The sequence below is a fragment of the Clostridium beijerinckii genome (genome assembly GCF_036699995.1).
GTDB classification, from domain to species: domain Bacteria; phylum Bacillota; class Clostridia; order Clostridiales; family Clostridiaceae; genus Clostridium; species Clostridium helianthi.
Genome location: NZ_CP144906.1, coordinates 4,213,101 through 4,236,812, shown reverse-complemented (window position 1 = coordinate 4,236,812; position 23,712 = coordinate 4,213,101). Strand labels below are relative to the sequence as shown.

Below are 23,712 nucleotides of genomic sequence, written 5' to 3'. Positions count from 1 at the left end.
GGATTAGAATGTCAGATTTACTAGATGTAACAATTGAAAACCAAGAAGATACTCAAAAGGACAAATACCTGATTTTTTCGATTGGCCAAGAGTGCTATGGAATTGATATTAAATATGTAATAGAAATAATAGGAGTCGAGCCGATAACAGAGGTGCCTGAATTACCTAAGTATATTAAAGGTGTAATAAACCTAAGAGGAAAAATAATACCAGTAATGGATGTTAGGATTAAATTGAAAAAAGAGGAGAAAGAATATGATGATAGGACATGCATTATTGTAGTTGAAATTGAAAATATAGATATTGGTTTGATAATAGATAAAGTTATAGAGGTTGCAAATATTGATGAAAGTAATATTTCTCCTCCTCCAAAGGTAAATTTGGAGAGATATAATTCAAATAGTTATATAAAGGGTATTGGAAAGATTCAGAATGAAGTAAGACTTCTTATAGATTGTAATAGGCTTTTAGAAGATGATGAAATAGAAGAATTAAATAAAGGAGAAGTTTAATAATTACAAAAAAATATAGGATTGTATTAAGTTTAAATTAAATTACGTGCAGATAAAATTTAAAGAAGATGAGAGGTAAAGAATATGAAGTGGTTTTTGAATTTAAAGATAAGGGGTAAAATTTTAACGGCGTTTTTAGGAATTGTTATATTAATGGGAATTGTAGGATCGGTGGGGATTTTTAATTTACAAAAAATCAGTAAATTAGATAGTGATCTATACGAAGACAACACAAAAGCTATTAGTTTTGCCAGTACTATACAAGTAAATTTACAAAAAAATAAAGTATTGTGTAGAACTTTGTTAATTGAAACTGATACATATAAAAATAATGAAAGTAAGAACATAATATCTAAAAATGATGAAGAAATAGATAAAGCTATGGAATCTCTTAAGCTCACCCTTAAAGATCAGGAATTAGTTAATGAATATAATAATTTAAAAGTAAATATGGATAAATACAGACCACTTAGAAATAAATTTATTGATTTGGCGGTACAAAATAAGGATACGGAGGCTGTAGGTATCATGAATGGTGATGCAGGCATATTCTCTAGTAATATTGATAATTCGGCTACCAAACTTATTGAGCTAAAAGAGGCAGAAGGTAAAGTGAAGGCTGACACTAATTCAAAAGCTGCGAGTAGTGCAATTATTATAATGCTTGTAGTGATTTCTATAGGAATAGTTATTGCATTAGTATCTGGAATAATAATATCAGGATTAATTAGTAGGCCAATAAATAAGGTATTAACTATTCTTGGGGAAATGAGTAAAGGGCATCTTGGTGAACGAGTAGACATATCAACTAACGATGAAATAGGACAAATGGCTAAAGTTATGGACTCGTTTTCTAACACATTACAGAATGATGTTATAGGGGCTATGAATAAAATAGCTAAAGGTAACATGGATATTAATATAGTTGCGAAAGATGAAAAAGATGAAATATCTCCTGCATTAAATAAGGTAGTAGAGAATGTAAGAATGCTGGTGACAGATGTAAATATGTTATCAAATTCGGCAATAGAAGGAAAGTTTGAAACAAGAGCCGATTCAGGAAAACATGAAGGAGATTTCAGAAAAGTAATAGATGGAGTAAATGGAACTTTAGATACTGTAGTAGATAAGGCTGTTTGGTATGAGGCTATTATAGATGCTATACCTTTCCCAATTCATGTTACAGACAATGATATGAATTGGACGTATATGAACAAGTCATTTGAAAATTTAATGATTAATCAAGGTGTCATTAGAGATCGAAAATCTGGTTACGGGTTGGCGTGTAGTCATGCAGGGGCTAATATATGTAATACTGAAAAATGTGGTATAAAACAGCTTCATAAGGGAAAATCAGAAAGTTTCTTTGAATGGTGTGGCATGAGCAATAAGCAAGATACGTCTTATTTAAAGAATAAAAATGGTGAGAATGTAGGATATGTGGAAGTCGTAACTGATTTAACACCTATTATTAGGGTAAGCGATTATACAAAGGGTGAAGTTAAGAGACTTGAGGGAAATCTAAAGCTTTTGGCATGTGGAAATACTAATTTTGACTTAAAAATTAAAGAAGCAGATCAATTTACTGATGAAGTTAGCAGACAATTTGAAGGAATATCCAATAGTTTAAAAGATGTTAAGAGTGCGATAGATAATCTTATATTCGATGCTAAAATGCTATCAAATGCTGCGGTAGAAGGGAAATTGGATATAAGAGCAGATGAAACAAAACACAGTGGAGACTTTAAACAGGTTGTAGAGGGTATAAATCAACTGATTGGAGCTATGGTAGAACCAATTAAGGAAGTTACGAGTGTTATGAGTGAAATATCTAAAGGGAACCTTGATGTTCCAGTAAGTGAAAATTATAAAGGGGAGTTTGGAATTTTAGCTAAAGCTGTTAATGAGACCGAAGATGGATTAAAACGTGTTGTTGGAGAGATTTCTGATATAATAGGACAAATTTCACAAGGTAATCTCAATATTGAAAATGTAAAAGAGTTTCATGGTAATTTTAATAGCATATCAGCTTCTCTAAATACAATAATAGACTCATTAAATTCAGTTCTTAGTGAAATAAATAATGTGTCAGAACAAGTTTATACAGGTGCGAGCCAGGTTTCAGACGGTAGTCAGTTATTATCACAGGGAGCTACAGAGCAAGCAAGTGCGATAGAACAATTGACATCGTCAATAACCGAAATTGCAGCACAAACTAAGGAAAATGCTTTTAATGCGAATCAGGCTAAGGAGTTAGCTCTTGAAGTAAAAGTAAATGCAGAACAAGGAAGTAGGCATATGAATGAAATGCTTAAATCTATGAGTGAAATAAATGAATCTTCAGCCAATATTTCAAAGATTATAAAAGTAATAGATGAAATAGCATTTCAGACCAATATACTTGCGCTAAATGCAGCAGTTGAGGCCGCAAGGGCAGGACAACATGGAAAAGGCTTTGCAGTAGTTGCTGAAGAAGTTAGGAATCTAGCAGCTAGGAGTGCAAATGCAGCGAAAGAAACAACAGCACTTATTGAAGGGTCTATAAAGAAATCGGAAAATGGAACTGAAATTGCTAATAACACAGCAAAAGCTTTATATGAAATAGTTGATGGGGTATCTAAAGCAGCGACTCTCGTATCAGAAATAGCAGCGTCTTCAGATGAACAGGCTACTGGAATATCACAAGTAAATTTAGGAATAGAGCAAGTATCACAAGTTGTACAAACAAACTCAGCAACAGCGGAAGAAAGTGCAGCGGCTAGTGAGGAACTTTCAAGTCAATCAGAACTGCTTAAAGATTTAGTTTCTAGTTTTAAACTTAAAAATGATAGCTCGAGAGGAAGAGTAAGCAAAAATAGTAAGAACTATATATTGAGACAATCGTATGATATGGGAGACAACTCGCAAGATAAAGAAGTGGCAGTTACTTCAAATAAAAAAAGAATAAAACTAAGTGATAGTGAATTTGGTAAATACTAATCTACAAAGATAAAGGTAGGAAGAGAAAATTAAGAGAAATTTTTGTTTTGCTTCCTACCTTAATTATATAGAATGAGATAAGATAAGCGGTCTATTCCTCTAAAATAAGGATAGTATTAACAGGAGTTAATATATCTAAAGGGAAAGGTTGGGGAATATTGTGGGGAATGAAAGAGAAAATGTGTATAAGTTTGACCGAGCACTGACAAAAGAGGAACTTTTCAAACTTAAAGAAGCAGCAGAGGCAGCCAATAGAGCTAAAAGTGAGTTTCTAGCAAATATGAGTCACGAAATAAGAACTCCATTGAATGGAATAATAGGTATGACAGATTTGACGCTTTCAACTAATCTTACAGAAGAGCAGAAAGAAAATCTGAGTATTGTAAAAAGTTGTGCTCACTCGTTATTATCACTAATAAATAATATTTTAGATTTGTCAAAAATTGAAGCAGAGAAAGTCTTGATTGAGAATGTGAATTTTAATATACAAGTTCTTATTAAAAATGTAATATATACTAACTTGCCAAAGGCTAATGAAAAGTATATACAACTTCACTATACGATTGATGAGAATATTCCGCAAGTTTTAGTTGGAGATGTATATAGGCTTGAGCAAGTATTAAACAATTTAGTTTCTAATGCTGTAAAATTCACAGAATCTGGATTTGTAATTATAAAAGTAAGAAAGATAAACAAAAGTAAAAATGAATATGAAATTCAGTTTGTGGTCGAAGATGTAGGGATTGGAATTAGCAGAAATGAGATGCAACACCTTTTTAAGAGTTTTAGTCAGGTTGATGGATCTATAACAAGAAAATATGGAGGAACGGGACTTGGACTTTCTATCTCCAAAAAACTTGTAGAATTAATGGGTGGGAATATAGAAGTAGAGAGTGAAAAAGGAGTTGGAAGTAAATTTTACTTTGCCATTAAATTAGAAAAGGCGATGGAGGATATTGGAGAATTAGATCATCAAAAAATAAATGATGAAAATTCTAAGAGTGAAAAAATTCTCGTAGTAGAAGATGATAAGATCAATCAGATAGTGATTAAAAAAGTTTTGAAAGAGCTGGGATATATTAATATAAAGGTTGCATCAAATGGAGTTGAAGCTTTGAAATTTATTGAAAATTACAGATTTGATTTAATTCTAATGGATGTACAATTGCCTGAATTAGATGGAAGTGAAACTGTTAGGATAATTAGAAAAAATGAAATAAAAACAGGAGGGCATATTCCTATTGTAGCGATGACAGCCTATGCTTTGAAGGGAGATCGAGAAAGATTTTTATCACAAGGCATGGATGACTATATTTCAAAACCAATAGATATAAATAAACTTAAAGAAATTTTAGAAAGGACTCTAAAGAACATCGACTTAGAGGCAAAAAGCACCATTCAACTATTCTTAAGAAATACTACATATAGTAATAGTTTTATTATAGTTGATAAAGAGATTAAGGAGACGTTATTAAAATGGTTATATAGCATGGAGAGATATTTTATTGAAGAAAAAACGCTAGAAGATTACATTAAGATTGAAAATATAGCTCATGAAATAAAAGAATATTGTGAAGAAAACAGTTTGAATAATATTAAGATTTTAGCATTTAAAATTGAACTTGCGGCAAGAAAGAAAGATGAGTTGGGAATTAAAAATAACTACGAGAAAATTATAAATAGTTTATAAGTTTTATACTATATATTTTATAAGGGGGCTTAACAGTGAAAATTTTAATAGTAGAAGATGATCTTTCAAGTAGAAAGCTTTTGTTTAAATTTATGTCTAAGTATGGTGAGTGTGATATCACACTTGATGGAATGGAAGGATTAGATGCCTATTTAATTGCATTAGATGAAGGCGAACCTTATGATTTGGTGTGCTTAGATATAATGATGCCAAAGGTAGATGGAGTGAAGGTTCTAAAGACTATTCGAGAAATAGAAAAGCAAAAAAATATTGAGAATAATAAAAAAGTTAAAATAATAATGACAACAGCTCTAAATGATGCGGACTTAGTCAAAAGTATTTTTAACAATGGTTGTGAAGTATATGCGACAAAGCCTATTGATATAAAAAAAATGGATCTTGTAATGGAAAAATTGAACTTTAAAAAGATAGAATAAGGGTTCTAAGTGCATTAAGTATATTATTCAATGGGAAGTATAAAATATATCATAAACAGATAATTAATAATATATATATGTTTCAATGATAAATCTACATAATAAAACTTTTATCACACTAAATGATAGCTAATTACAGAATGTAGAGATTTAATTGCAAAATAGATATCAGAGAATAATTGTATTTTTGAAGAAAAATTCTTTATTTTTTTTGAATAAAGATATATAATATTATTAGTTAATAATTATTATTTATAAATAAAAATTATCAAAAGAATTTCGGGAGGATATGATATGAAGGTTATTGTAATTGGATGCACACATGCAGGAACAGCTGCTATTGTTAATTTAAAGGAATTATACCCAGATAGTGATGTCGTAGTTTATGAAAGAAACGATAATATATCATTTCTATCTTGTGGAATTGCGTTAAGTATAGGCGGAATAGTTACTGAAACAGAAAAGTTATTTTATAATTCGCCAGATAATTTGAGCTCTTTAGGAGTTAAAACAAAGATGAAACATGACGTTTTAGATATTGACTTTGATAATAAATTTGTTAAAGTTAAGAATTTAGAAAATGGTGAAATATTTGAAGACAGTTATGAAAAGCTAGTTTTAACATTAGGGTCTTGGCCAATAATACCTAAGTTTGAAGGCGGAAATTTACAAAATATTTTATTATGTAAGAACTATAATCATGCGAAAGAAATTGAAGCTAGACGCAGTGATGCAAAGAATGTAGTTGTAATTGGTGGCGGATACATTGGTGTGGAACTTGCAGAAGCTTTCAAAATTCAGAATAAAAATGTTACATTAATTGATGCTGAAGAGAGAATAATGTCTAAGTACTTGGACAAAGAATTTACTGATATTGCAGAAAAGGAATTTAGAGATCATGGAATAAACCTAGTTTTAGGGGAAAAAGTTAAATTATTCAAGGGAGAGAATGATAAAGTTTCACATGTAGTGACTGATAATAATGAATATGAGGCAGATTTAGTTATATTATGCATTGGATTTGCACCAAGCACAGCTCTTGTAAAAGGTAAATTGGAGACGCTTCAAAATGGTGCAATTATGATTGATGAATATATGCAAACAAGTAGAAAAGATGTATTCGCAGCAGGAGATTGCTGTGTTGTTAAATTCAATCCGGCTGATGATACACGATATATACCTTTAGCAACAAATGCAGTTAGAATGGGAACTTTAATCGCTCATAATATAGTTGAACCTAAATTAAAGTATATGGGAACACAAGGTACATCAGGAATTAAGATATATGAAAAATGTATTGCATCTACAGGATTAACTGAAGAAGTTGCAAAAAATACAACATCATTTAATGTAGGAGCAGTTTCTGTTACAGATAATTATAGACCAGAGTTTATGCCTACTTACGAAGAAGCATTATTAAAATTAGTTTATGATAAAGACAGTAGAAGAATACTTGGAGGTCAAATAATTTCGAATTTAGATTTAACACAATTTATGAACACATTATCAGTAGTAATTCAAAATAAAATGACTATAGAAGAACTTGCAATGACAGATTTCTTCTTCCAACCACATTTTAATAAACCTTGGAGTTTACTAAATATAGCTGCTTTGCAGGCATTAAAAAATATATAATAAAAATTCTTATAATAGGTGTTAAGTAAAAAAATCATTGGCCATAATTTTGTGGCAATGATTTTTTTATCTTAATTAGATACTAATTATCTAAAAGTCTTATATTTTTTCCTATTATTTCAATACCTTTTTTTATATCTTCATCACTTACTCGACCAAATCCAATTCTAAAAGTATCATAACCTTTTAAGCTTTTCTTTCTATCTGTAATAGGCTTGTTATCATCTGTTTTAGTGTGAAATTCTACATTGTCATTGGAATTTTCATAAAAAATATCACCAGGCATAAATAATACATTATCTTTATAGCAGAGTTTCAGAAGAGTTCTTGCATTTATGTTGTTCTTTAGCTTTATGAATACGTGAAGGCCACCTTCACCAGTTATATATTCATATGGAATATATTTTTCAACCATATCTAGTACAAGATTGTATTTATCTCTATAATATTTTCTTACATTTTTAACATATCTGCTAAAGGCACCACTTTTTAGGTAATAGAAAAATGCGCTTTGATCTAAAAAAGAAGAATGAATATTTCTTCCACGTTTTACACTTTCTAAAGTTTCTATAAGATAATCATCTGCGAATATCCATCCTATTCTAAGACCTGGAAACAGTATTTTAGAAAGACTTCCTATATATATGACTCCATTACCAGTTCCACATAGTGAGGCTATTGGATCAATGGGGGAGCTTGAGTAGAGTAATTCTTCATTAAAGCCATCTTCTATTATAGGAACGGAATATTTTCTAAAAAGTTTATATATTTCCTTTCTTCTTTCAGTTTTAGTTACGATTCCAGTTGGATTATTGTAAGACGGGATTAAATATCCGAACTTTGGATTATATTTATTTAAAGCATTTTCAAGAGATACTAAATCTAGGCCTTCTTTATCCATTTTTACTTGAATTATCTTTAGTCCATAGGCTTTCATAATTTTTAAAGCTGTATTATGTGTTGGTTCTTCACATAAAATAATATCACCATTATTTGTTAGCGAACTAATTACTATATCAAAAGCTTCAGTAAATCCATTAGTTACTAAAATATCTTTGTTATTAGTATCAACTCTTTTATCTCTCATATAATCTAAAAAATAATCTATTAGCGGCTTATATCCTTTAGCATAACCGTAATTTAATAGATTGGCTTCTTCGTAAGTCCAAGCATCTAACAGAGATCTTTTAAAATCATCAAGATTAAAGAGATGACTTTCAGGAGAAATGGATTTGAATGATATCATTCCCTTCTTATACGGTAATTCACTTTTTATGATATCAAACTTCTTTAAGGTAGTTCCATAATTATTAATCATTTTAGAAAAATCTACATTATATTCATAGCTTTCATTTTCACTTTCTATGGAGATAAAAGTACCTACCCCTCTTTTTGTTGTTATTACTCCTATGCTTTCTAATTCTTCATAGGCTGAAATTACAGAATTTCTACTTATATTTAAAAATTTACTTACTTCTCTTGTAGATGGAAGCTTACTATCTTTTTTTAATTCACCGTTTTTAATGCCTTGTTTTATATGTCTTTCAATTTGAATATAAATAGGCTCATCTTTATTTATATTAAGATTAGAAAATATCAATGCTGAATCACCTCACTACTTTAGATAAGTAACAATAAATCTAATAAGAAAACATCTAATGTTTAAATTATATTGTTAATACCAATATCTAATCAATTTTATAAATGTAATTAAACTGTATAGAATTAATTTATTTCAATTATTTTAGATTTACCATACTATTTCTTTTGTGTCAATAAAATGATGCGATAGTTATTTAAAAACAAAAATGAACATATTAAATAATAATTTATATTAAATAATAATATATTTACTGATTAAGGGAAATAAGTGTATAATTGTATTAGATAATAACGTGAAATATAATAAATGGCATAAAATACTGTAATAGAAAAGGAGGTAATGTGTTTATGAAAGGGACAGTCGTATCAACATGGATGAAGACAAATAGAAAGTTGTTTGGAGACTCAATTGTTAATGAAGCAATGGATTATATAGGTTGGGGAAAAACAAAAATATTTTCACCTATTGAAAATGTAGACGATGGGGAAGTTAAGAAAATAATATCATACATAGCTAAATCTCAAAATATAGAGGTAGGAGCTCTTTGGAGAAAAATTGGACAAGATAATATAAAAGCTTTTAGTCATGATTATCCGGCATTTTTCAAACATGACAATGTATATTCATTTTTAAAGTCCATGTTTGATGTACATGTAGTGATGACAAAAAAGTTTGCAGGAGCGAAGCCACCTTTGGTATCTATAGAGCCAATATCGAGTAGGGAAGCTATCTTTAGCTATAATTCTTCTAGAGGAATGTTTGACTATTTTTTAGGTATGCTTGAAGGGACTTGCGAACACTTTAACGAGAAAGTAGATATAAAAGAAATATCAAGAACAAGCAGTGAACTTAAATTAAAACTTACTTTTGAAAGAGATGTATATTACAATAAAAAATACTTTTTTAATAGAGTTTTTTCTTTGGGTATTATAAAAAGTTTTGGGGCAAAGACAGGAGTATTTTCATTTATAATATCAGCTATAGTTTTTTTGATAATGTTAGGAATAAATGATATTACAAAGGTTTTAATAGGGAGCCTAGTATCTGGTTTAGCTACATTTGTAGGTGTTTCTTTAATGATGTCACCTATAGGAAAAATAAAAGAAGAAATAGAACGAATAATTAAAAATGAATACAATATTGATGGAAAAATCACCACTAATGATTTCTTTGAAGAAATTTATGATTTACTTAAGGAACATAAAAAAGTAATTCAGGCAGATTTCGTTGGATTTAAAGGTGTTACAGATGAAATGAATACTTTTGTAAATACTATAAACAAGATTTCTGATTCGATGAATCATACTTCAACAGAAATAAGTGGCGTTGTTGAACAGGTTGCGAATGGAGCTGTTACACAAGCTCAAAATACAGATAAAGCTGTACAAGCACTTAATGGAAACATCGAAGCCTTAAGGAATATAGTTGAAAACGAGAATGAAAATAAATCAGAACTTGAAGATGCCATGCTTAAGATTAATAATAGCTATGAAAATGTTGAAAATGCAAGTAAAAATATTTTGAAATCTTTACAGAGTTTTAATGAAGTTAAAGAGAAGGGCACACAGCTTGAAGGAAGGGCTAAAGATATAAATAATATTGTATCTATAGTATCAGGAATAGCAGAACAAACTAATTTATTAGCGTTGAATGCATCCATAGAAGCTGCTAGGGCAGGAGAGCAAGGGAAGGGGTTTGCTGTTGTTGCAGAATCAATAAGAAAACTTGCTGAACAGTCCAAAGAGGCAGTACTTGATATTAACTCTAATTTAGCTCAATTTGTTAAAGAAATAGGTTTCTTAGTGGATCATATAGATGTTCAATATGATGTATTAGAAAAAGAAACCAATAACTTAGATGTCGTACGAAATATTAGCTATGAAGCTAATCAATCAGTACAGAGTGTAGCAACTTCTATGATTGAGACTATAAGCAAGTTAAATATTGAAGCTGATTCTATATCTGATGTATATGATAGTATAGAGTCGTTAGCAGCCATTGCGGAAGAAAATTCAGCATCATCGGAAGAAGTAAGTGCTAGTGTAATAAATTATACAAATGAGATAAAAAAACTTATAGATAATATATCTGATTTTAAGGGTATTACAAAAACCTTTAAAAATGATTTAGAGAAATATAAAATTTAACTTCATGATATATAGAAATACCTACTAAAAGAAAATAATTTACTTTTAGTAGGTATTTTTATTAAATATTAATTGAACAACTTGGTTGTAAATTAAGAGTAGCTCCAAATTTTTGAGAAGCTGTTATAAAGCATATTAGAGCAATAAGCTCTGAAATCTCTTTTTCAGAAAATTCATTATTTAAAGGGATGAAATCCTCATCACTAACTACAGAATTTTTTGAAAATGAATTTGCAAATTTGGTAGCTGCTAAAATCTTTGAATCGTTTATATTATTGAATGGCTTACCTTTAGCCATACAATATTCACAGCCATTATTAAATGCCAAAGTACGTCTTACCTGTTCTTTTAATTCAGAAGTGAATGTATTGGTAGAGAAAAGAAGATTCTCTAAATCAGACCACTTTAACATAATATCTTTATTGTGTCCTAATAGTTTTTGAAATGGTGTATTTCCTTCTTTTGAAAAATTGATTCTTGCCATAATAAATCTCCTTATATATAATATTAACAATTAATATTATATAGGAGTTATAGTCTTATTTGCATTCTAAATGACATATAATACTAATGATAAGATTATATTTGAAATAAAAAATATACTGGGAGTGTTACATATGAAATTTGATGAAATAGATATAGCAATATTATCAGAGTTGCAAAAAAATAGTAGGTTATCAATAAGAGAATTATCTAAGCGCATAAATTTATCACCTCCGTCCGTTACAGAGAGAGTGAACAAGCTTGAAGATAGTGGTATTATAGAAGGTTATACAATCAGAATAAATAAGAAAAAGCTAGGATTATCAATTGATTGTATAATGAAGATTACAATGAAAAACGGAGAATATAACAAATTTAAAAATTTTATTAAAAATCATAGAAGGAGTGAATGGGGCTATAGGATAGCAGGGGATGGGTGTTTCTTAGTAAAATTATCTGTAAAGAATTTAGAAGAGATAGAAGAGTTTATAAATGATATATCAGAATATTCGCTAACAACAACAATTATTGCATTTTCAGAAGTAGAAATAGATAATAACATAAATAAGTTTATGGAACATATCTAAACAAATAGTTATTAATAAATGTTATTGAACTTACGTATGAAATTTTAATGATAGCTAGGAGATACAGTATGTATATAGCAAATAATAATATTATTCAAAAGGGGTTTAGTGGATTTTCTTTGAAGATAATCGCATTAATATTAATGACAATGGATCATATGCATGAATTCTTAGCATCAAATGGAATTCCAATTTGGTTTAATTGGCTTGGGAGATTATCAGCTCCACTTTTTTTCTTTACAATGGCAGAAGGCTTTTTTTATACGAGGAATAGAAAAACTTATGTTAAAAGATTATATTTATTTTCAATAGTAATGTCTTTAGGAAAATTTATTTCATGGAAGGTATCAGTGAATAATCCATCATATTTTCCAGTGAGCAATAATATATTCGAGACATTCTTTTTAATAGCATTAAATATATTACTAATTGAATATTTAAGAGATGAAAACAAAGATTTGTACAGGAAAATTTATATTATTTTTTTAGCGATAATGTTTGAAGTAGTATTACCAATAAGCACTTATTCAATATTTTCAAAAAACATAGCTGGAATTATTATATCCTTTTTACCCTGTCCATTGTTTTGTGAAGGAAGTGTTTCATTTGTTGCTCTCGGAATAATATTTTTTTATTTAAGAAATGACAGAAAAAAAATGATGATTATTTATGCAATTTTTTCAGTATCGTTTTTTCCATTTGCGAGTTTTTCATTTAAGAATATATTTTATGGTTACAATCAATGGATTATGATTTTCGCTATACCGCTAATGATGCTTTATAATGGAAAAAAGGGACGTGGATTAAAATATTTGTTTTATTTTTATTATCCTACCCATATATTCATATTATTTTTCTGGGGAGGAATTACACATATAGGCTGAAGTTAAATAAGGGTTTATGAAAAAAGCAAAATGGAGATCGTGTTCAAAAGAATAGGATCTCCATTTTATTTTTTTATTTCTATGATATATTTTTTTATATTTGTATAGTACATAAGATAATATGTCTAAAAAGATATTTATTGATACTATGTGAAAAAGTTATTCAGGGCAATTAAAATACTCGTTAAAAAAAACACAAAGTATTCTTAATTTACTAAATATAAATTAAAGTTACTTAATATTTTAAATTTTCAGACAAAATGATATTATCTAGTTACACCAAAGAACAACAAAATATTAAATATCAAATGTAAATGTTTAAATATAGAGGGGATGTTTTAAATGAATTATTTTGAAGAAAGTTTAAAATTACATGAAGAAAAACAAGGAAAGATTTCAATCACATCTAAGGTTAAGGTTGAAACAAGAGATGATTTAAGTCTTGCATACACACCAGGAGTTGCAGAACCATGCAGAAAAATTCATGAAGATCAAGAAAACGTCTACAAATATACATCAAAAGGAAATCTGGTAGCAGTAGTAACAGATGGAAGTGCAGTGTTAGGACTAGGAGATATAGGGCCAATGGCAGGAATGCCTGTAATGGAAGGAAAGTCAATTTTATTTAAAGAATTTGCAGATGTTGATGCTTTCCCTATATTAGTAGATTCTAACGATGTTGATGAGATAGTTAATACAGTTAGATTGATAGCGCCAACATTTGGTGGAATAAACTTAGAAGATATTGGAGCGCCAAGATGTTTTGAAGTTGAAGAAAAACTTAAAAAATTAATCGACATTCCAGTATTCCATGATGACCAACATGGAACTGCAATAGTTGTTCTTGCTGGTGTTATAAATGCACTTAAAGTAGTAGATAAGAAGCTTGAAGATATAAAGGTAGTAGTAAATGGAGCGGGGGCTGCAGGAACTGCAATAGCTAAGCTTTTATTATCATCAGGAGTAAAAAACTTAATTGCTTGCGATAAAGTAGGTATCTTATATAGAGGCATGGAAAAAATTGATGATGCTAAAGATGCTTTAGCGGAAATAACAAATCCAGATAATATAAAAGGAAGCCTTGCAGATGCTTTAATTGATGCCGATGTATTTGTTGGAGTATCTGCTCCAGGAATATTGAAGCCTGAAATGGTTAGAGCAATGAATAAAGACGCAATAATTTTTGCAATGGCAAATCCAACACCGGAAATTATGCCAGATGAAGCAAAAGCAGCTGGAGCTAGAGTTATAGGAACAGGACGTTCAGATTTTCCAAATCAAGTGAACAATGTTCTAGCTTTCCCAGGTATTTTTAGAGGTGCCTTAGATGTTAGAGCAAAAGAAATAAATGAGGAAATGAAACTTGCTGCAGCATATGCCATAGCTGGATACATTAGAGATGAAGATTTAAATGAAAATAATGTAATTCCAAGTGCTTTAGATAAAAATGTTGCTACAAAGGTAGCAGAAGCAATTGCAAATGCTGCAAGAGAAAGTGGGGTCGCAAGAAAATAAGATAATTCAATTTGTACATGTTGCTAAAAGGTAAGAAATCAGAATTAATGCATTTGTGACATGTACAAATTATAAGTAAAACATAATTATAAATAATTGTATCCCACAAGATTATAAATTAGAGTTGTTTATATAAAAATTTACTATGAGAAATATGTAAATGTTTAAAAATAAAAAAACAAGATTTTAGGAGGTATATATATGCAAATCCCAATTAAGAAAACACTCGATAAAATACCGGGTGGTATGATGCTTGTTCCACTTTTTTTAGGAGTACTAGTTAATACTTTTTGTCCGCAATTTCTTAAAATTGGTGGATATACAACAGCACTATTTAGTTCGACGGCATCATCAACAATTCTGGCTTGCTTTATGTTTTTAATTGGCTCGCAAATTAATTTCAAATTAGCACCTAAAGCACTAAAAAAAGGTGCACTATTAATATCTGGAAAATTTATAGTGGGTGCTGGTATCGGTATAATTGTAGGAAAAGTTTTTGGACCAGCTGGGGTATTAGGTTTATCACCACTAGCGATTCTTTCAGCACTAACAAATTGCAACGGTGGATTATATGCATCTCTAGCTTCACAATATGGCGATGAAACAGATGTAGGTGCTTATGCTTTATTATCTTTAAAAGATGGTCCATTTTTCACTTTGGTTGCATTAGGTGCATCGGGGCTTGCTCAAATTCCATTTATGTCGCTTGTTGCAGTGCTAATTCCAATAGGAATAGGAATGATTTTAGGAAATGCCGACCCTGATATGAGAAAATTTCTTGGAAGTAGTAAGTTGTTATTAATTCCATTCTTCTCATTCCCATTAGGTGCAGGAATGAATCTTGATACAATTGTAAAAGCTGGAGGTCCTGGTATATTATTAGGAGTGATAGCTGCCTTTACTGGAATAGGGGCATATATACTTTTAAAATTATTTAGAGAAGAACCTATAATTGGACTTGCAACAGGATCAACAGCGGGAAATGCAGTAGCCACACCAGCAGCTGTTGCAGCGGCAGATCCAACATTGGCTGCAATAGCAACAATAGCAACAGCACAAGTTGCAGCGGCATGCGTAGTATCTGCTATTGTTTGTCCATTCATTGTTTCTTATGTGTTTAAAATGCTCAGAGCAAATAAAGAAAAGAAATTGAGCAGAGAAGCAGTAGTACAATAATAAAATAATTATTAGTATTGGGTTAAGAGCTATAGTATGAATTAATAAAATTAATTTTAATATTGAAAAATACTTGCTAAAGCTGATACCTACAGAGTATAATTTAAAAACAGGTTTTGTATCTGTGTTTATAATAATAACAATAGATGCAAATACTATAATTAAATATAACGTAGGGGAGGAAAATGTGTGAGTCATAAATTATTAATTATAAATCCAGGTTCCACATCAACTAAAATAGCAGTATATGAAGGTGAAAAGGAAATTTTTGAGGAAACACTTAGACATTCATCAGAAGAGATAGGAAAGTTTAAGTACGTAGTTGATCAACAAAGCTTTAGAACAGATGTTATATTAAAAATACTAGAAGACAATAAAATAAATATAACTGAAATGGATGCAATAGTTGGAAGAGGTGGCCTTTTAAAGCCTATAGTTAGTGGTACCTACAGTGTAAACGATAATATGTTAAAAGATTTAAAAGAAAATGTTCAAGGAGAGCATGCATCTAATCTTGGTGCTATAATTGCCAATGAAATTGCTAGGTCTATTAATAAACCTGCTTTTATAGTAGATCCAGTAGTTGTAGATGAAATGGAAGATATAGCAAGACTTTCAGGAGTGCCAGAACTTCCAAGAAAAAGTATATTTCATGCATTAAATCAAAAGGCAGTGGCTAAGAGGTATGCGCAAGAAAATATGAAGAACTATGAAGATATAAATGTTATAGTTGCTCATATGGGAGGCGGTGTTTCGGTAGGCGCACATAAAAATGGAAGAATAATTGATGTAAATAATGCTCTTGATGGAGAAGGCGCATTTTCACCAGAAAGAAGTGGTGGTATACCATCTGGTGATTTAGCTAGAATGTGTTTTAGCGGGGAATATACTTTAGAAGAAATATTGAAGAAGATAACTGGAAAAGGCGGTTTTGTAGCATATCTTGATACAAACGATGGGAGAATAGTTAGACAGCTTGCATCAGAAGGAGATATGAAGGCAAAGTTAGTTTATGAAGCTATGGGATATCAAGTAGCAAAAGATATAGGTGCAGCAGCTGCGGTTTTATGCGGAAAAGTAGATGCGATAATTTTAACTGGAGGCATTGCCTACGAAAAAATGATGGTAGACATCATAAAAGAAAAAGTGGAATTTATTGCTCCAATAACTGTTTATCCAGGTGAAGATGAAATGCTTGCTTTAGCTCAAGGTGCACTAAGAGTTTTAAACGGGCAAGAAGAAGTTAAAGAATATAAATAGACTTCTATATATACTAAAGATTAGAAAGTAGTTGAAAAGATAGCATTTAGTATTACTATAATTATTGAGTATTAGTTTATTAGCTTTAATAAACTATGAATTAAGAGCGGATTCCTAGGGATACGCTCTTAACTTTTTGTGGGAAATTGCTTTGACAAACAGTAAGTAAACGTATTACTAAAGAAGTTGTACTATTTGGTAATAAGGAATTATTTATATATAATGTAAGTAAACTAAAATTTAGAATTAGATAGAGGGGATAAAATGAAGCTAAAAGGAAAAATAATATCTCTTGTAATAGCTATCCTTGTAATTTCAATTGGAAGTATAACAATACTTTCTTTTATCGAAATGAAAAAGTTATTAAGAGATCAAATAGATAAAAATATGTTGAATATAGCGGATTCATTTGCATCAACCTATGAAGTTAAAGAATATTTGAAAGGAAATAAGGCAATTCCGATTGATCTGTTAAATAGTGAGATAGAGAAGGCACGTATAAAGACAAATGTAGAGTTTATAGTAATTATGGATATGAATGGTATAAGATATTCTCACCCAGATAAAAGTAAAATAGGCGAAAGATTTGCTGGTGGAGATGAAGATAGGGTATTAAACACAGGAGAGCAATATATATCAACAGGAAGCGGTACACTTGGTGTTTCTGTAAGAGCATTTGCACCTATTTATGATGATAGTAATAAGCAGATAGGTGCAGTTGCTGTTGGTATGTTGTATAATAAATTTGATAACGAAGTCTATACGAAAATGTATAAATTTATTCCTATAATATTAATGGGATTAATATTGGGTATATCGGGAGCTATAGTTCTTTCTTATAATATAAAGAAGTCAATATTTGGACTTGAACCAGAAGAAATAGCCTTGGCTTTAAAGCAAAAAGAAACTGTAATTGAAAATATAAAGGAAGGTATAATAGCTTTAGATAATAATGGATGTATAACGCTATTTAATGGGCAAGCTAGTAAAATTTTGCATTTGAAAGAAAATGATATAGGGAAGCCGATTACTGATTTTACTTACGAAAGTATGGCTCTAAAAGTTTTAAACAGCGGGAAATCTATGACTAATATTGAAATAAAAGTTCGCCCTGGAGTAAACGTTATGTGTAAATACAGTATTATAAGAGGATTTAAAAAACAAATTCTTGGATTAGTTGTAACATTTGAAGATTTAAGTGAAGTTAGAAAAATGGCTGAGGAGTTAACTGGTATAAAGAAAATGGCATGGTCACTTAGAGCACAAAATCATGAATTTATGAATAAACTTCACACAATCTCAGGACTTATACAACTAGAAGAATATGATGAAGTAATTAAGTTTGTTAATGTAATAGTGGAAAGTAAAAAGAATATAACCACTATAATATCTGATAAAATAAAAAATGTATCTTTAGCAGCGTTAATACTATCTAAATACAGTAAGTGTGAAGAAGCTAGAATCAATTTGATAATAGATGATAACTCAAGAGTAATTAAATTACCACAATATATGACATCAGAAGAGTTAGGATCTGTTGTGGGAAATCTAATAGAAAATTCTATTGATGCAGTTAAAAATGATGGGTCTGGTGAAATATATATGAAAATCTTTGAGGAAGATGATCAAATGAAAATTATGGTGAAGGATAATGGCTGTGGGATACCAGAGAATATCAGAAATTCTATTTACAACATTGGAATCACAAGTAAAGAAGGGGAACGAGGATTTGGAATGTATATAGTGAAAAAGATCATTGATGAAGCTAAAGGAGCTATTAAATTTAAAGTTGATGATGGTACTGAATGGGATATATCTATACCTATGAGGAGGAGTTGAATATATGATTAAAACTATGATTGTTGAAGATGATCCGATGGTAAGACAAATTAATTCTAAGTTTTTGAAAAAAATAGAGGGATTTTCACTGGAAAAAGCGGTTGCAAACCTTTCTGAAGCAAAAGAATTTTTGATGCAGAAGCAGGTGGATTTAATTTTATTAGATATTTTTCTTCCTAATGAAAATGGCATAGATTTGCTAAAGTGGTTAAGGCAAAATGAAATATTATCTGATGTTATATTAATTACTGCTGATAAGAGTGTAGAAAGAGTAAAGGATGCTTTTAGATATGGTGTTGTAGACTATTTGATAAAACCCTTTACATTTGAAAGGTTTAACGAATCTCTAAATATTTTTAGAGAAAGATTAAATAGCTTTGAAAATAACCAGACTATGGAACAAAGTGATTTAGATAAGTTTATTTTGAGTAATAAAAATAAGAAAACAAACGGTAGTGAAACAAAACCAAATCTAGAAAAGGGTTTGAATAAGTATACTTATAATTCAATTGCTAATGAGCTTAATAATACTAAAGAAGAGTATGTTACTACTGAAGACTTATCAGAAAAGCTAGGCATTGCAAAAGTTACTGTAAGGAAATACCTTGACTATATGAGCAAACAAGGCGAACTAGAGAAAATCATAGAGTATGGAAAGATTGGAAGGCCATTGTATAAATATAAAATAAAAGGTCTATAATATTACGATTTATGAATTCACGGATACTCTAAAAATTAGTAATAGAGTATCCTTTCTATATTAAATTAAAAAAGGTTTTCTACTAGCTGCATTTATTTCAGAAATTGTTTGGTTTTTCCCATCATGTATGCAACTTTAATCATTGATTTTTCATCTTTAGTAAGTTCTCTATTATACATTTTTTCAAATTGTTTTAATAAAGCTTCAGTATCAATTATTTCTTTGGGTTCTGTATTTCTTTTTGATGGCGAAGGAACGTAAGTTTCAGGCTTCATGTATTTGTTATAAATACGCTTAAAAATTTCAGAAGTATAGTAAGCATCATTAAGTGCATCATGGAATTCACCATAAATTGGTATATTTAAAATTTCAACGGCATTTCTTAAACCAATTCTGGAATTTTTAGGTGCTTTAAGGTATTTTGAAGCATACTTTTGAATGTCAATATATTTTGAAATATATGAAGTAGATAGATTATAAAATCCCAAGTTTCTATAGAGTTCTTTAATATCCCCAACTCCCCATACACAGAGTAGTACATCATCATTTCCAATGAACTCTAAAAAGGATTCATGGACATTAATAAAATTCTTGCAAGAAGAAACTTTATCGTACGTTATTTTAGTTAAATTCTCAACATATGGATGAATGGTTTTATATAGAGTTGGTTTGACTAAGGAATTGAATGTAGATACTTCTTGAAAATTTTTATCTAGTTTTATAGCGCCAATTTGAATTATTTCAAAAGGAATAATTGGTGTGTTAGTATCGTTATTAGATTCTGAAAGTTTAATAACATCCGAATTTTCAGAGGCACTACTTTTTTGATTAAATTCTAAATCATATATTACATAATACATACTTTCACCTGCTTTTTGGTTAAGAATAAGAATACTATTTATATTATAGCCAATGAAGATGTGAATAATATAAACATAATAAAAAAGATTCAAAAATTTTTGAATCTTTTTAATATATTTATAATAATAATTTATATTTATCAAAGAATTTTATCTATTATTCCATAAGATAAAGCCTCTTGAGCAGACATAAAATAATCTCGTTCCATGTCTCTTTCGATTTCCTCTATTGGCTTTTTGGTTTTTTCACTATATATTTTATTTAGTTTATTTTTTGTTTTTAGCAGCCATTCAGTATGAATCCTAATATCTGTAGCTTGACCTTGAAAACCTCCATGTACAGATGGCTGATGGATTAGAATCTCACTATTTGGAAGAGCACATCGTTTTCCAGGTGCGCCTGCTGCAAGTAAAAACGAGCCCATACTTGCAGCTAATCCTAAACATATTGTTGATACGTCAGGCTTTATATATTGCATTGTATCATATATTGCCATTCCGGCTGTAATAGAACCACCGGGGCTATTTATATAAAAGTGAATATCAACATCTGGATTTTCTGATTCAAGAAATAGTAATTGTGAAGTAATTATACTTGCGGTAGAATCGCTGACTTGATCGCTTAGCATAATGATTCTTTCCTTTAGCAATCTAGAATAGATATCATAGGAACGTTCTCCCCGACTTGTTTGTTCAATAACCATTGGTACATAGCTCATAAAGATTCACTCCTTAAAAAATATTTTTGATGAATTCTAAGCAGTCATAGAAAGGTAAGTTGTAGAATTCTTTCTTAAATATATTGTTGTTAAATTTATTTTGTTTTTCCTAAATTCCTTAGGAGGGATTCCATAAAGCTTTTTAAAAGCCTTAGTAAATGATTCCTGATTACTAAATTGATACTTTAGCGCTATATCTATAATCTTATTTTCTGTAGTTAATAGTTCATTTGCAGCTTCCTCTAATCTTTTCTTACGGATATATTCAGCAACAGGTTCTCCAACAACTGAATGAAAAACCCTATGAAAGTGGTATTTGGATAAAAAGGCTTTGTCTGCAAGTTCCTTTAGCTGTATTTTCTTATTTAGGTTATTTTCTATATATTCAATGGACTTTTTTATACAAGAATCATAATTCATGTAAGGCACTCACCTCATTTAATCTTTTTCTATATTATATAGCAACATTTTATTTAAATCCTGTCTTTTTTTGCTCATTAAATATTTACGCAATGAACGGAGTGGAGATTTTGCGTTCACTTTTAAATTATAGTTTTCAGTTGTTATGAAAAATTAAAATAATTAATAAACTAGATATAGTAATAATAAAAGAAGATAAAAAGTAAGTATAACTATAGAAATGAATAATATGGAGAAATTTATGGGAAAGTCAAAGAAAGCCAATAGAATTGAAGAAGATAATATTATACAAATAAACAAGAAAAAATGTATTGGATGTACTGCATGTGCTTTTACGTGTGCTCAAGAAACTAAGATGGCGATATTAAAGGAAGTAGATTCAGGAAGGAAAACCGTGGATACCAAAAGTGGAGGGTTCGGAGCTTCGGGATGTTTATATTGTGGACAATGTACACTTGCCTGCCCAACAGAAGCGATTGATGTAAGAAATGACGTAGATTTAGTTAAAGAAGCCTTAAGCAGTGGGAAATATTTAGTTTTAACGGCATCTCCAGCAGTCAAAGCAACACTAGGAGAAGAATTTAATCTTCCAATAGGTACTTATGTTGGAGGGAAAATAGCTCCATCTGCAAAGAAATTAGGTTTTCAAAAAGTATTTAATACTGAATTTGGGAATGATATGACAGTTGTAGAGGAAAGTAGTGAATTCATTAAAAGAATTGCTAATAAAGAAAAACTTCCTATGTTTACGTCTTTCTGTCCTTCTTTCATACGTTACGCTGAAATATATCATCCAGAAATATTGGATAATATATCTACAGCGAAATCTCCTCAGCAGATGATGGGAGCAGGAATAAAAACATATTTTGCAGATGTTTATAATATTTTGCCTACCAATATAGTTATTGTATCTGTACAACCATGTAGTGCTAAAAAATATGAGGCTGATAAAGAGGATATGGGGAGAGAGGGTTACAAAGATATTGATATTGTCCTAACTGTAAAAGAATATGCAAATCTCTTAAAAGAGAAAGGCATAGATATAACTGCTATACCAGACGAAAAACCAGATGATTTTATGGGGGAATATACTGGGGCAGCAGCTCTTTTTGGTATAAGTCAAGGAGCAATGCAAGCAATTTTTAGAACCGTAATGAGTTATTTAAAGAACGATATATCTGAGGCTGAAAATATGATATTAAAACCAGTAGAAGGATATGAGGAAATAGAAGAAGCATCGGTTATTTTAGGTAATAAAAATTGTAAAGTAGCAGTGGTAAATGGTCTAAAAGAAATTGAGAAATTTTTAGTCAGTAACAAATGGAAAGAATATTATTTCATTGAAGTAGTGGCATGTAACGGAGGGTGCATAAATGGAGGTGGGACTCCTAGAATAGGTACAAAGTCTCAAATTAATGAAAATCTATGCATATCATGTGGTACTTGTATACAAAATTGCCCTGTTAATGCGATACAATATAATGTTAGAGGAAGGGCAGAGGTTAAAGAAGAAGAGTGTGTTGGCTGTAAATTATGTAATAACGTCTGCAGAGCTAAAGCTGTACAGGTAAAATATTATAATAAATCTTCAAATGAGTTGTTAGGAAAAGATTATAAAATATTGAGAGCAGATATTCTAAGGAACATTGATAAAAAATCAATAAAAAGAGTGTCAGACGAAAATGAAAATCTTGAAAATATGTATAAGAGCTATATAGGGGATCCTAATAGCACAAGGGCAGAATCTTTGTTTCATACCAGTTATATTGATAAATCCAATGAATTTAGAAATAATAATACAAAAAAGAGACGAAGGCATTAGCTGGATAAAGGAGAATGAATGTCGAAAAATAAAAAAGAATATATTAAAATATATGGCATTTATTGTTGAAATATGTTAAGATATAGTTATACAAAAGATATAAACCCTCTCCCATTTATACCCACGGATAAGATAGATTATTCTTAAATGACTAATCTATCTTATTTTTTATTTTACTTTATATCTAAGTTTTTATTATAGAATGTTTAATGATTTTTAAATATGTTTTTTGTTAAAATTTAATTTAATAATATATATTTGTGCTAGTATAGCGTTTATCCAATTAATGATTATTATAATAGGGTTAATAATGATGATATAAATAACATAAAGATAATATTATGGTAAAATAGATAGGTAAAGTTAGTGGAAAAAATATGTTATAATTTATTAATTCATATCAATAGTGATTTTGTTATTATATGCTTTTGGTGGGGGGAAATA

General features: G+C 29.8%; 19 protein-coding genes. 14 read left to right on the top strand and 5 right to left on the bottom strand.

The features are described from left to right. Window positions 1–8 precede the first annotated feature (8 nt). The 5 genes from PZA12_RS19580 (at window position 9) to PZA12_RS19560 (ending at window position 7,253) form a co-directional block, all read left to right on the top strand. The gene (locus PZA12_RS19580; RefSeq protein ID WP_077838774.1) at window positions 9–512 is read left to right on the top strand and encodes a chemotaxis protein CheW; all 504 of its coding nucleotides are present in this window, start codon (window positions 9–11) and stop codon (window positions 510–512) included. Window positions 513–596: 84 nt separating this feature from the next. Beyond that, window positions 597–3,491, top strand: a complete 2,895-nt coding sequence (locus PZA12_RS19575) for a methyl-accepting chemotaxis protein (protein ID WP_078114711.1) — start codon at window positions 597–599, stop codon at window positions 3,489–3,491. A gap of 160 nt (window positions 3,492–3,651) precedes the next feature. Continuing rightward, window positions 3,652–5,181 (top strand): ATP-binding protein, encoded by a 1,530-nt coding sequence (locus PZA12_RS19570; protein ID WP_078114712.1) that lies wholly within the window; start codon window positions 3,652–3,654, stop codon window positions 5,179–5,181. A gap of 35 nt (window positions 5,182–5,216) precedes the next feature. Next, a complete protein-coding gene (locus PZA12_RS19565; protein ID WP_017209005.1) occupies window positions 5,217–5,618 on the top strand; it encodes a response regulator transcription factor in 402 nt (133 codons plus the stop codon). A 294-nt stretch (window positions 5,619–5,912) separates the two neighbouring features. Further along, window positions 5,913–7,253 (top strand): FAD-dependent oxidoreductase, encoded by a 1,341-nt coding sequence (locus PZA12_RS19560; protein WP_078114713.1) that lies wholly within the window; start codon window positions 5,913–5,915, stop codon window positions 7,251–7,253. Window positions 7,254–7,335: 82 nt separating this feature from the next. Here the strand turns inward: PZA12_RS19560 and PZA12_RS19555 are convergent, their stop codons facing one another. Then, window positions 7,336–8,853 (bottom strand): PLP-dependent aminotransferase family protein, encoded by a 1,518-nt coding sequence (locus PZA12_RS19555; protein ID WP_078114714.1) that lies wholly within the window; start codon window positions 8,851–8,853, stop codon window positions 7,336–7,338. A gap of 350 nt (window positions 8,854–9,203) precedes the next feature. Here PZA12_RS19555 and PZA12_RS19550 point away from each other — a divergent pair, with 350 nt between their 5' ends. Further along, window positions 9,204–11,003 carry a heme NO-binding domain-containing protein gene (locus tag PZA12_RS19550; RefSeq protein WP_077844049.1) on the top strand — a complete coding sequence of 600 codons (1,800 nt, stop codon included), beginning with the start codon at window positions 9,204–9,206 and terminating at the stop codon, window positions 11,001–11,003. Between the two features lie 61 nt (window positions 11,004–11,064). On the opposite strand, the gene PZA12_RS19545 is transcribed toward PZA12_RS19550, so the two are convergent. Beyond that, window positions 11,065–11,487, bottom strand: a complete 423-nt coding sequence (locus PZA12_RS19545) for a carboxymuconolactone decarboxylase family protein (RefSeq protein WP_017209001.1) — start codon at window positions 11,485–11,487, stop codon at window positions 11,065–11,067. Window positions 11,488–11,620: 133 nt separating this feature from the next. Here PZA12_RS19545 and PZA12_RS19540 point away from each other — a divergent pair, with 133 nt between their 5' ends. The 7 genes from PZA12_RS19540 (at window position 11,621) to PZA12_RS19510 (ending at window position 19,447) form a co-directional block, all read left to right on the top strand. Beyond that, window positions 11,621–12,073, top strand: a complete 453-nt coding sequence (locus PZA12_RS19540; protein ID WP_077838767.1) for an Lrp/AsnC family transcriptional regulator — start codon at window positions 11,621–11,623, stop codon at window positions 12,071–12,073. Between the two features lie 68 nt (window positions 12,074–12,141). Beyond that, on the top strand, window positions 12,142–12,957 hold the full coding sequence (locus PZA12_RS19535) for a TraX family protein (protein ID WP_078114715.1): 816 nt from the start codon (window positions 12,142–12,144) through the stop codon (window positions 12,955–12,957). A 342-nt stretch (window positions 12,958–13,299) separates the two neighbouring features. Continuing rightward, window positions 13,300–14,472, top strand: coding sequence for an NAD(P)-dependent malic enzyme (locus tag PZA12_RS19530; RefSeq protein ID WP_077844045.1), 1,173 nt, complete (start codon window positions 13,300–13,302; stop codon window positions 14,470–14,472). A gap of 201 nt (window positions 14,473–14,673) precedes the next feature. Next, window positions 14,674–15,648 (top strand): 2-keto-3-deoxygluconate permease, encoded by a 975-nt coding sequence (locus PZA12_RS19525; RefSeq protein WP_012060164.1) that lies wholly within the window; start codon window positions 14,674–14,676, stop codon window positions 15,646–15,648. A 189-nt stretch (window positions 15,649–15,837) separates the two neighbouring features. After that, complete coding sequence (gene buk, locus PZA12_RS19520; RefSeq protein ID WP_078114716.1) at window positions 15,838–16,908, top strand: butyrate kinase; 1,071 nt, start codon at window positions 15,838–15,840, stop codon at window positions 16,906–16,908. Window positions 16,909–17,172: 264 nt separating this feature from the next. Then, the gene (locus tag PZA12_RS19515) at window positions 17,173–18,747 is read left to right on the top strand and encodes an ATP-binding protein (RefSeq protein WP_078114717.1); all 1,575 of its coding nucleotides are present in this window, start codon (window positions 17,173–17,175) and stop codon (window positions 18,745–18,747) included. Window positions 18,748–18,751: 4 nt separating this feature from the next. Then, window positions 18,752–19,447 (top strand): response regulator, encoded by a 696-nt coding sequence (locus PZA12_RS19510; protein ID WP_077844042.1) that lies wholly within the window; start codon window positions 18,752–18,754, stop codon window positions 19,445–19,447. A 92-nt stretch (window positions 19,448–19,539) separates the two neighbouring features. Here the strand turns inward: PZA12_RS19510 and PZA12_RS19505 are convergent, their stop codons facing one another. The 3 genes from PZA12_RS19505 to PZA12_RS19495 all read right to left on the bottom strand — a co-directional run bounded on the left by PZA12_RS19505 (window position 19,540) and on the right by PZA12_RS19495 (window position 21,446). Then, window positions 19,540–20,307, bottom strand: a complete 768-nt coding sequence (locus PZA12_RS19505; protein ID WP_103699209.1) for a 3'-5' exonuclease — start codon at window positions 20,305–20,307, stop codon at window positions 19,540–19,542. A 140-nt stretch (window positions 20,308–20,447) separates the two neighbouring features. Beyond that, complete coding sequence (clpP, locus tag PZA12_RS19500) at window positions 20,448–21,026, bottom strand: ATP-dependent Clp endopeptidase proteolytic subunit ClpP (protein ID WP_103699210.1); 579 nt, start codon at window positions 21,024–21,026, stop codon at window positions 20,448–20,450. Between the two features lie 36 nt (window positions 21,027–21,062). Next, window positions 21,063–21,446: a helix-turn-helix transcriptional regulator gene (locus tag PZA12_RS19495; protein WP_078114719.1), complete on the bottom strand. Its 384-nt coding sequence runs from the start codon at window positions 21,444–21,446 to the stop codon at window positions 21,063–21,065. 241 nt (window positions 21,447–21,687) lie between these two features. On the opposite strand from PZA12_RS19495, the gene PZA12_RS19490 reads away from it, so the two are divergent. After that, the gene (locus PZA12_RS19490) at window positions 21,688–23,268 is read left to right on the top strand and encodes a [Fe-Fe] hydrogenase large subunit C-terminal domain-containing protein (RefSeq protein WP_242964247.1); all 1,581 of its coding nucleotides are present in this window, start codon (window positions 21,688–21,690) and stop codon (window positions 23,266–23,268) included. Window positions 23,269–23,712 lie beyond the last annotated feature (444 nt).

Excerpts from the sequence above, each read along its gene's own strand:
- PZA12_RS19580 (WP_077838774.1), top strand. The coding sequence starts at position 9 with ATGTCAGATTTACTAGATGTAACAATTGAAAACCAAGAAGATACTCAA.
- PZA12_RS19575 (WP_078114711.1), top strand. The coding sequence starts at position 597 with ATGAAGTGGTTTTTGAATTTAAAGATAAGGGGTAAAATTTTAACGGCG.
- PZA12_RS19560 (WP_078114713.1), top strand. The coding sequence starts at position 5,913 with ATGAAGGTTATTGTAATTGGATGCACACATGCAGGAACAGCTGCTATT.
- PZA12_RS19550 (WP_077844049.1), top strand. The coding sequence starts at position 9,204 with ATGAAAGGGACAGTCGTATCAACATGGATGAAGACAAATAGAAAGTTG.
- PZA12_RS19545 (WP_017209001.1), bottom strand. The coding sequence starts at position 11,487 with ATGGCAAGAATCAATTTTTCAAAAGAAGGAAATACACCATTTCAAAAA.
- PZA12_RS19540 (WP_077838767.1), top strand. The coding sequence starts at position 11,621 with ATGAAATTTGATGAAATAGATATAGCAATATTATCAGAGTTGCAAAAA.
- PZA12_RS19535 (WP_078114715.1), top strand. The coding sequence starts at position 12,142 with ATGTATATAGCAAATAATAATATTATTCAAAAGGGGTTTAGTGGATTT.
- PZA12_RS19530 (WP_077844045.1), top strand. The coding sequence starts at position 13,300 with ATGAATTATTTTGAAGAAAGTTTAAAATTACATGAAGAAAAACAAGGA.
- PZA12_RS19525 (WP_012060164.1), top strand. The coding sequence starts at position 14,674 with ATGCAAATCCCAATTAAGAAAACACTCGATAAAATACCGGGTGGTATG.
- PZA12_RS19515 (WP_078114717.1), top strand. The coding sequence starts at position 17,173 with ATGAAGCTAAAAGGAAAAATAATATCTCTTGTAATAGCTATCCTTGTA.
- PZA12_RS19510 (WP_077844042.1), top strand. The coding sequence starts at position 18,752 with ATGATTAAAACTATGATTGTTGAAGATGATCCGATGGTAAGACAAATT.
- PZA12_RS19505 (WP_103699209.1), bottom strand. The coding sequence starts at position 20,307 with ATGTATTATGTAATATATGATTTAGAATTTAATCAAAAAAGTAGTGCC.
- clpP (WP_103699210.1), bottom strand. The coding sequence starts at position 21,026 with ATGAGCTATGTACCAATGGTTATTGAACAAACAAGTCGGGGAGAACGT.
- PZA12_RS19495 (WP_078114719.1), bottom strand. The coding sequence starts at position 21,446 with ATGAATTATGATTCTTGTATAAAAAAGTCCATTGAATATATAGAAAAT.
- PZA12_RS19490 (WP_242964247.1), top strand. The coding sequence starts at position 21,688 with ATGGGAAAGTCAAAGAAAGCCAATAGAATTGAAGAAGATAATATTATA.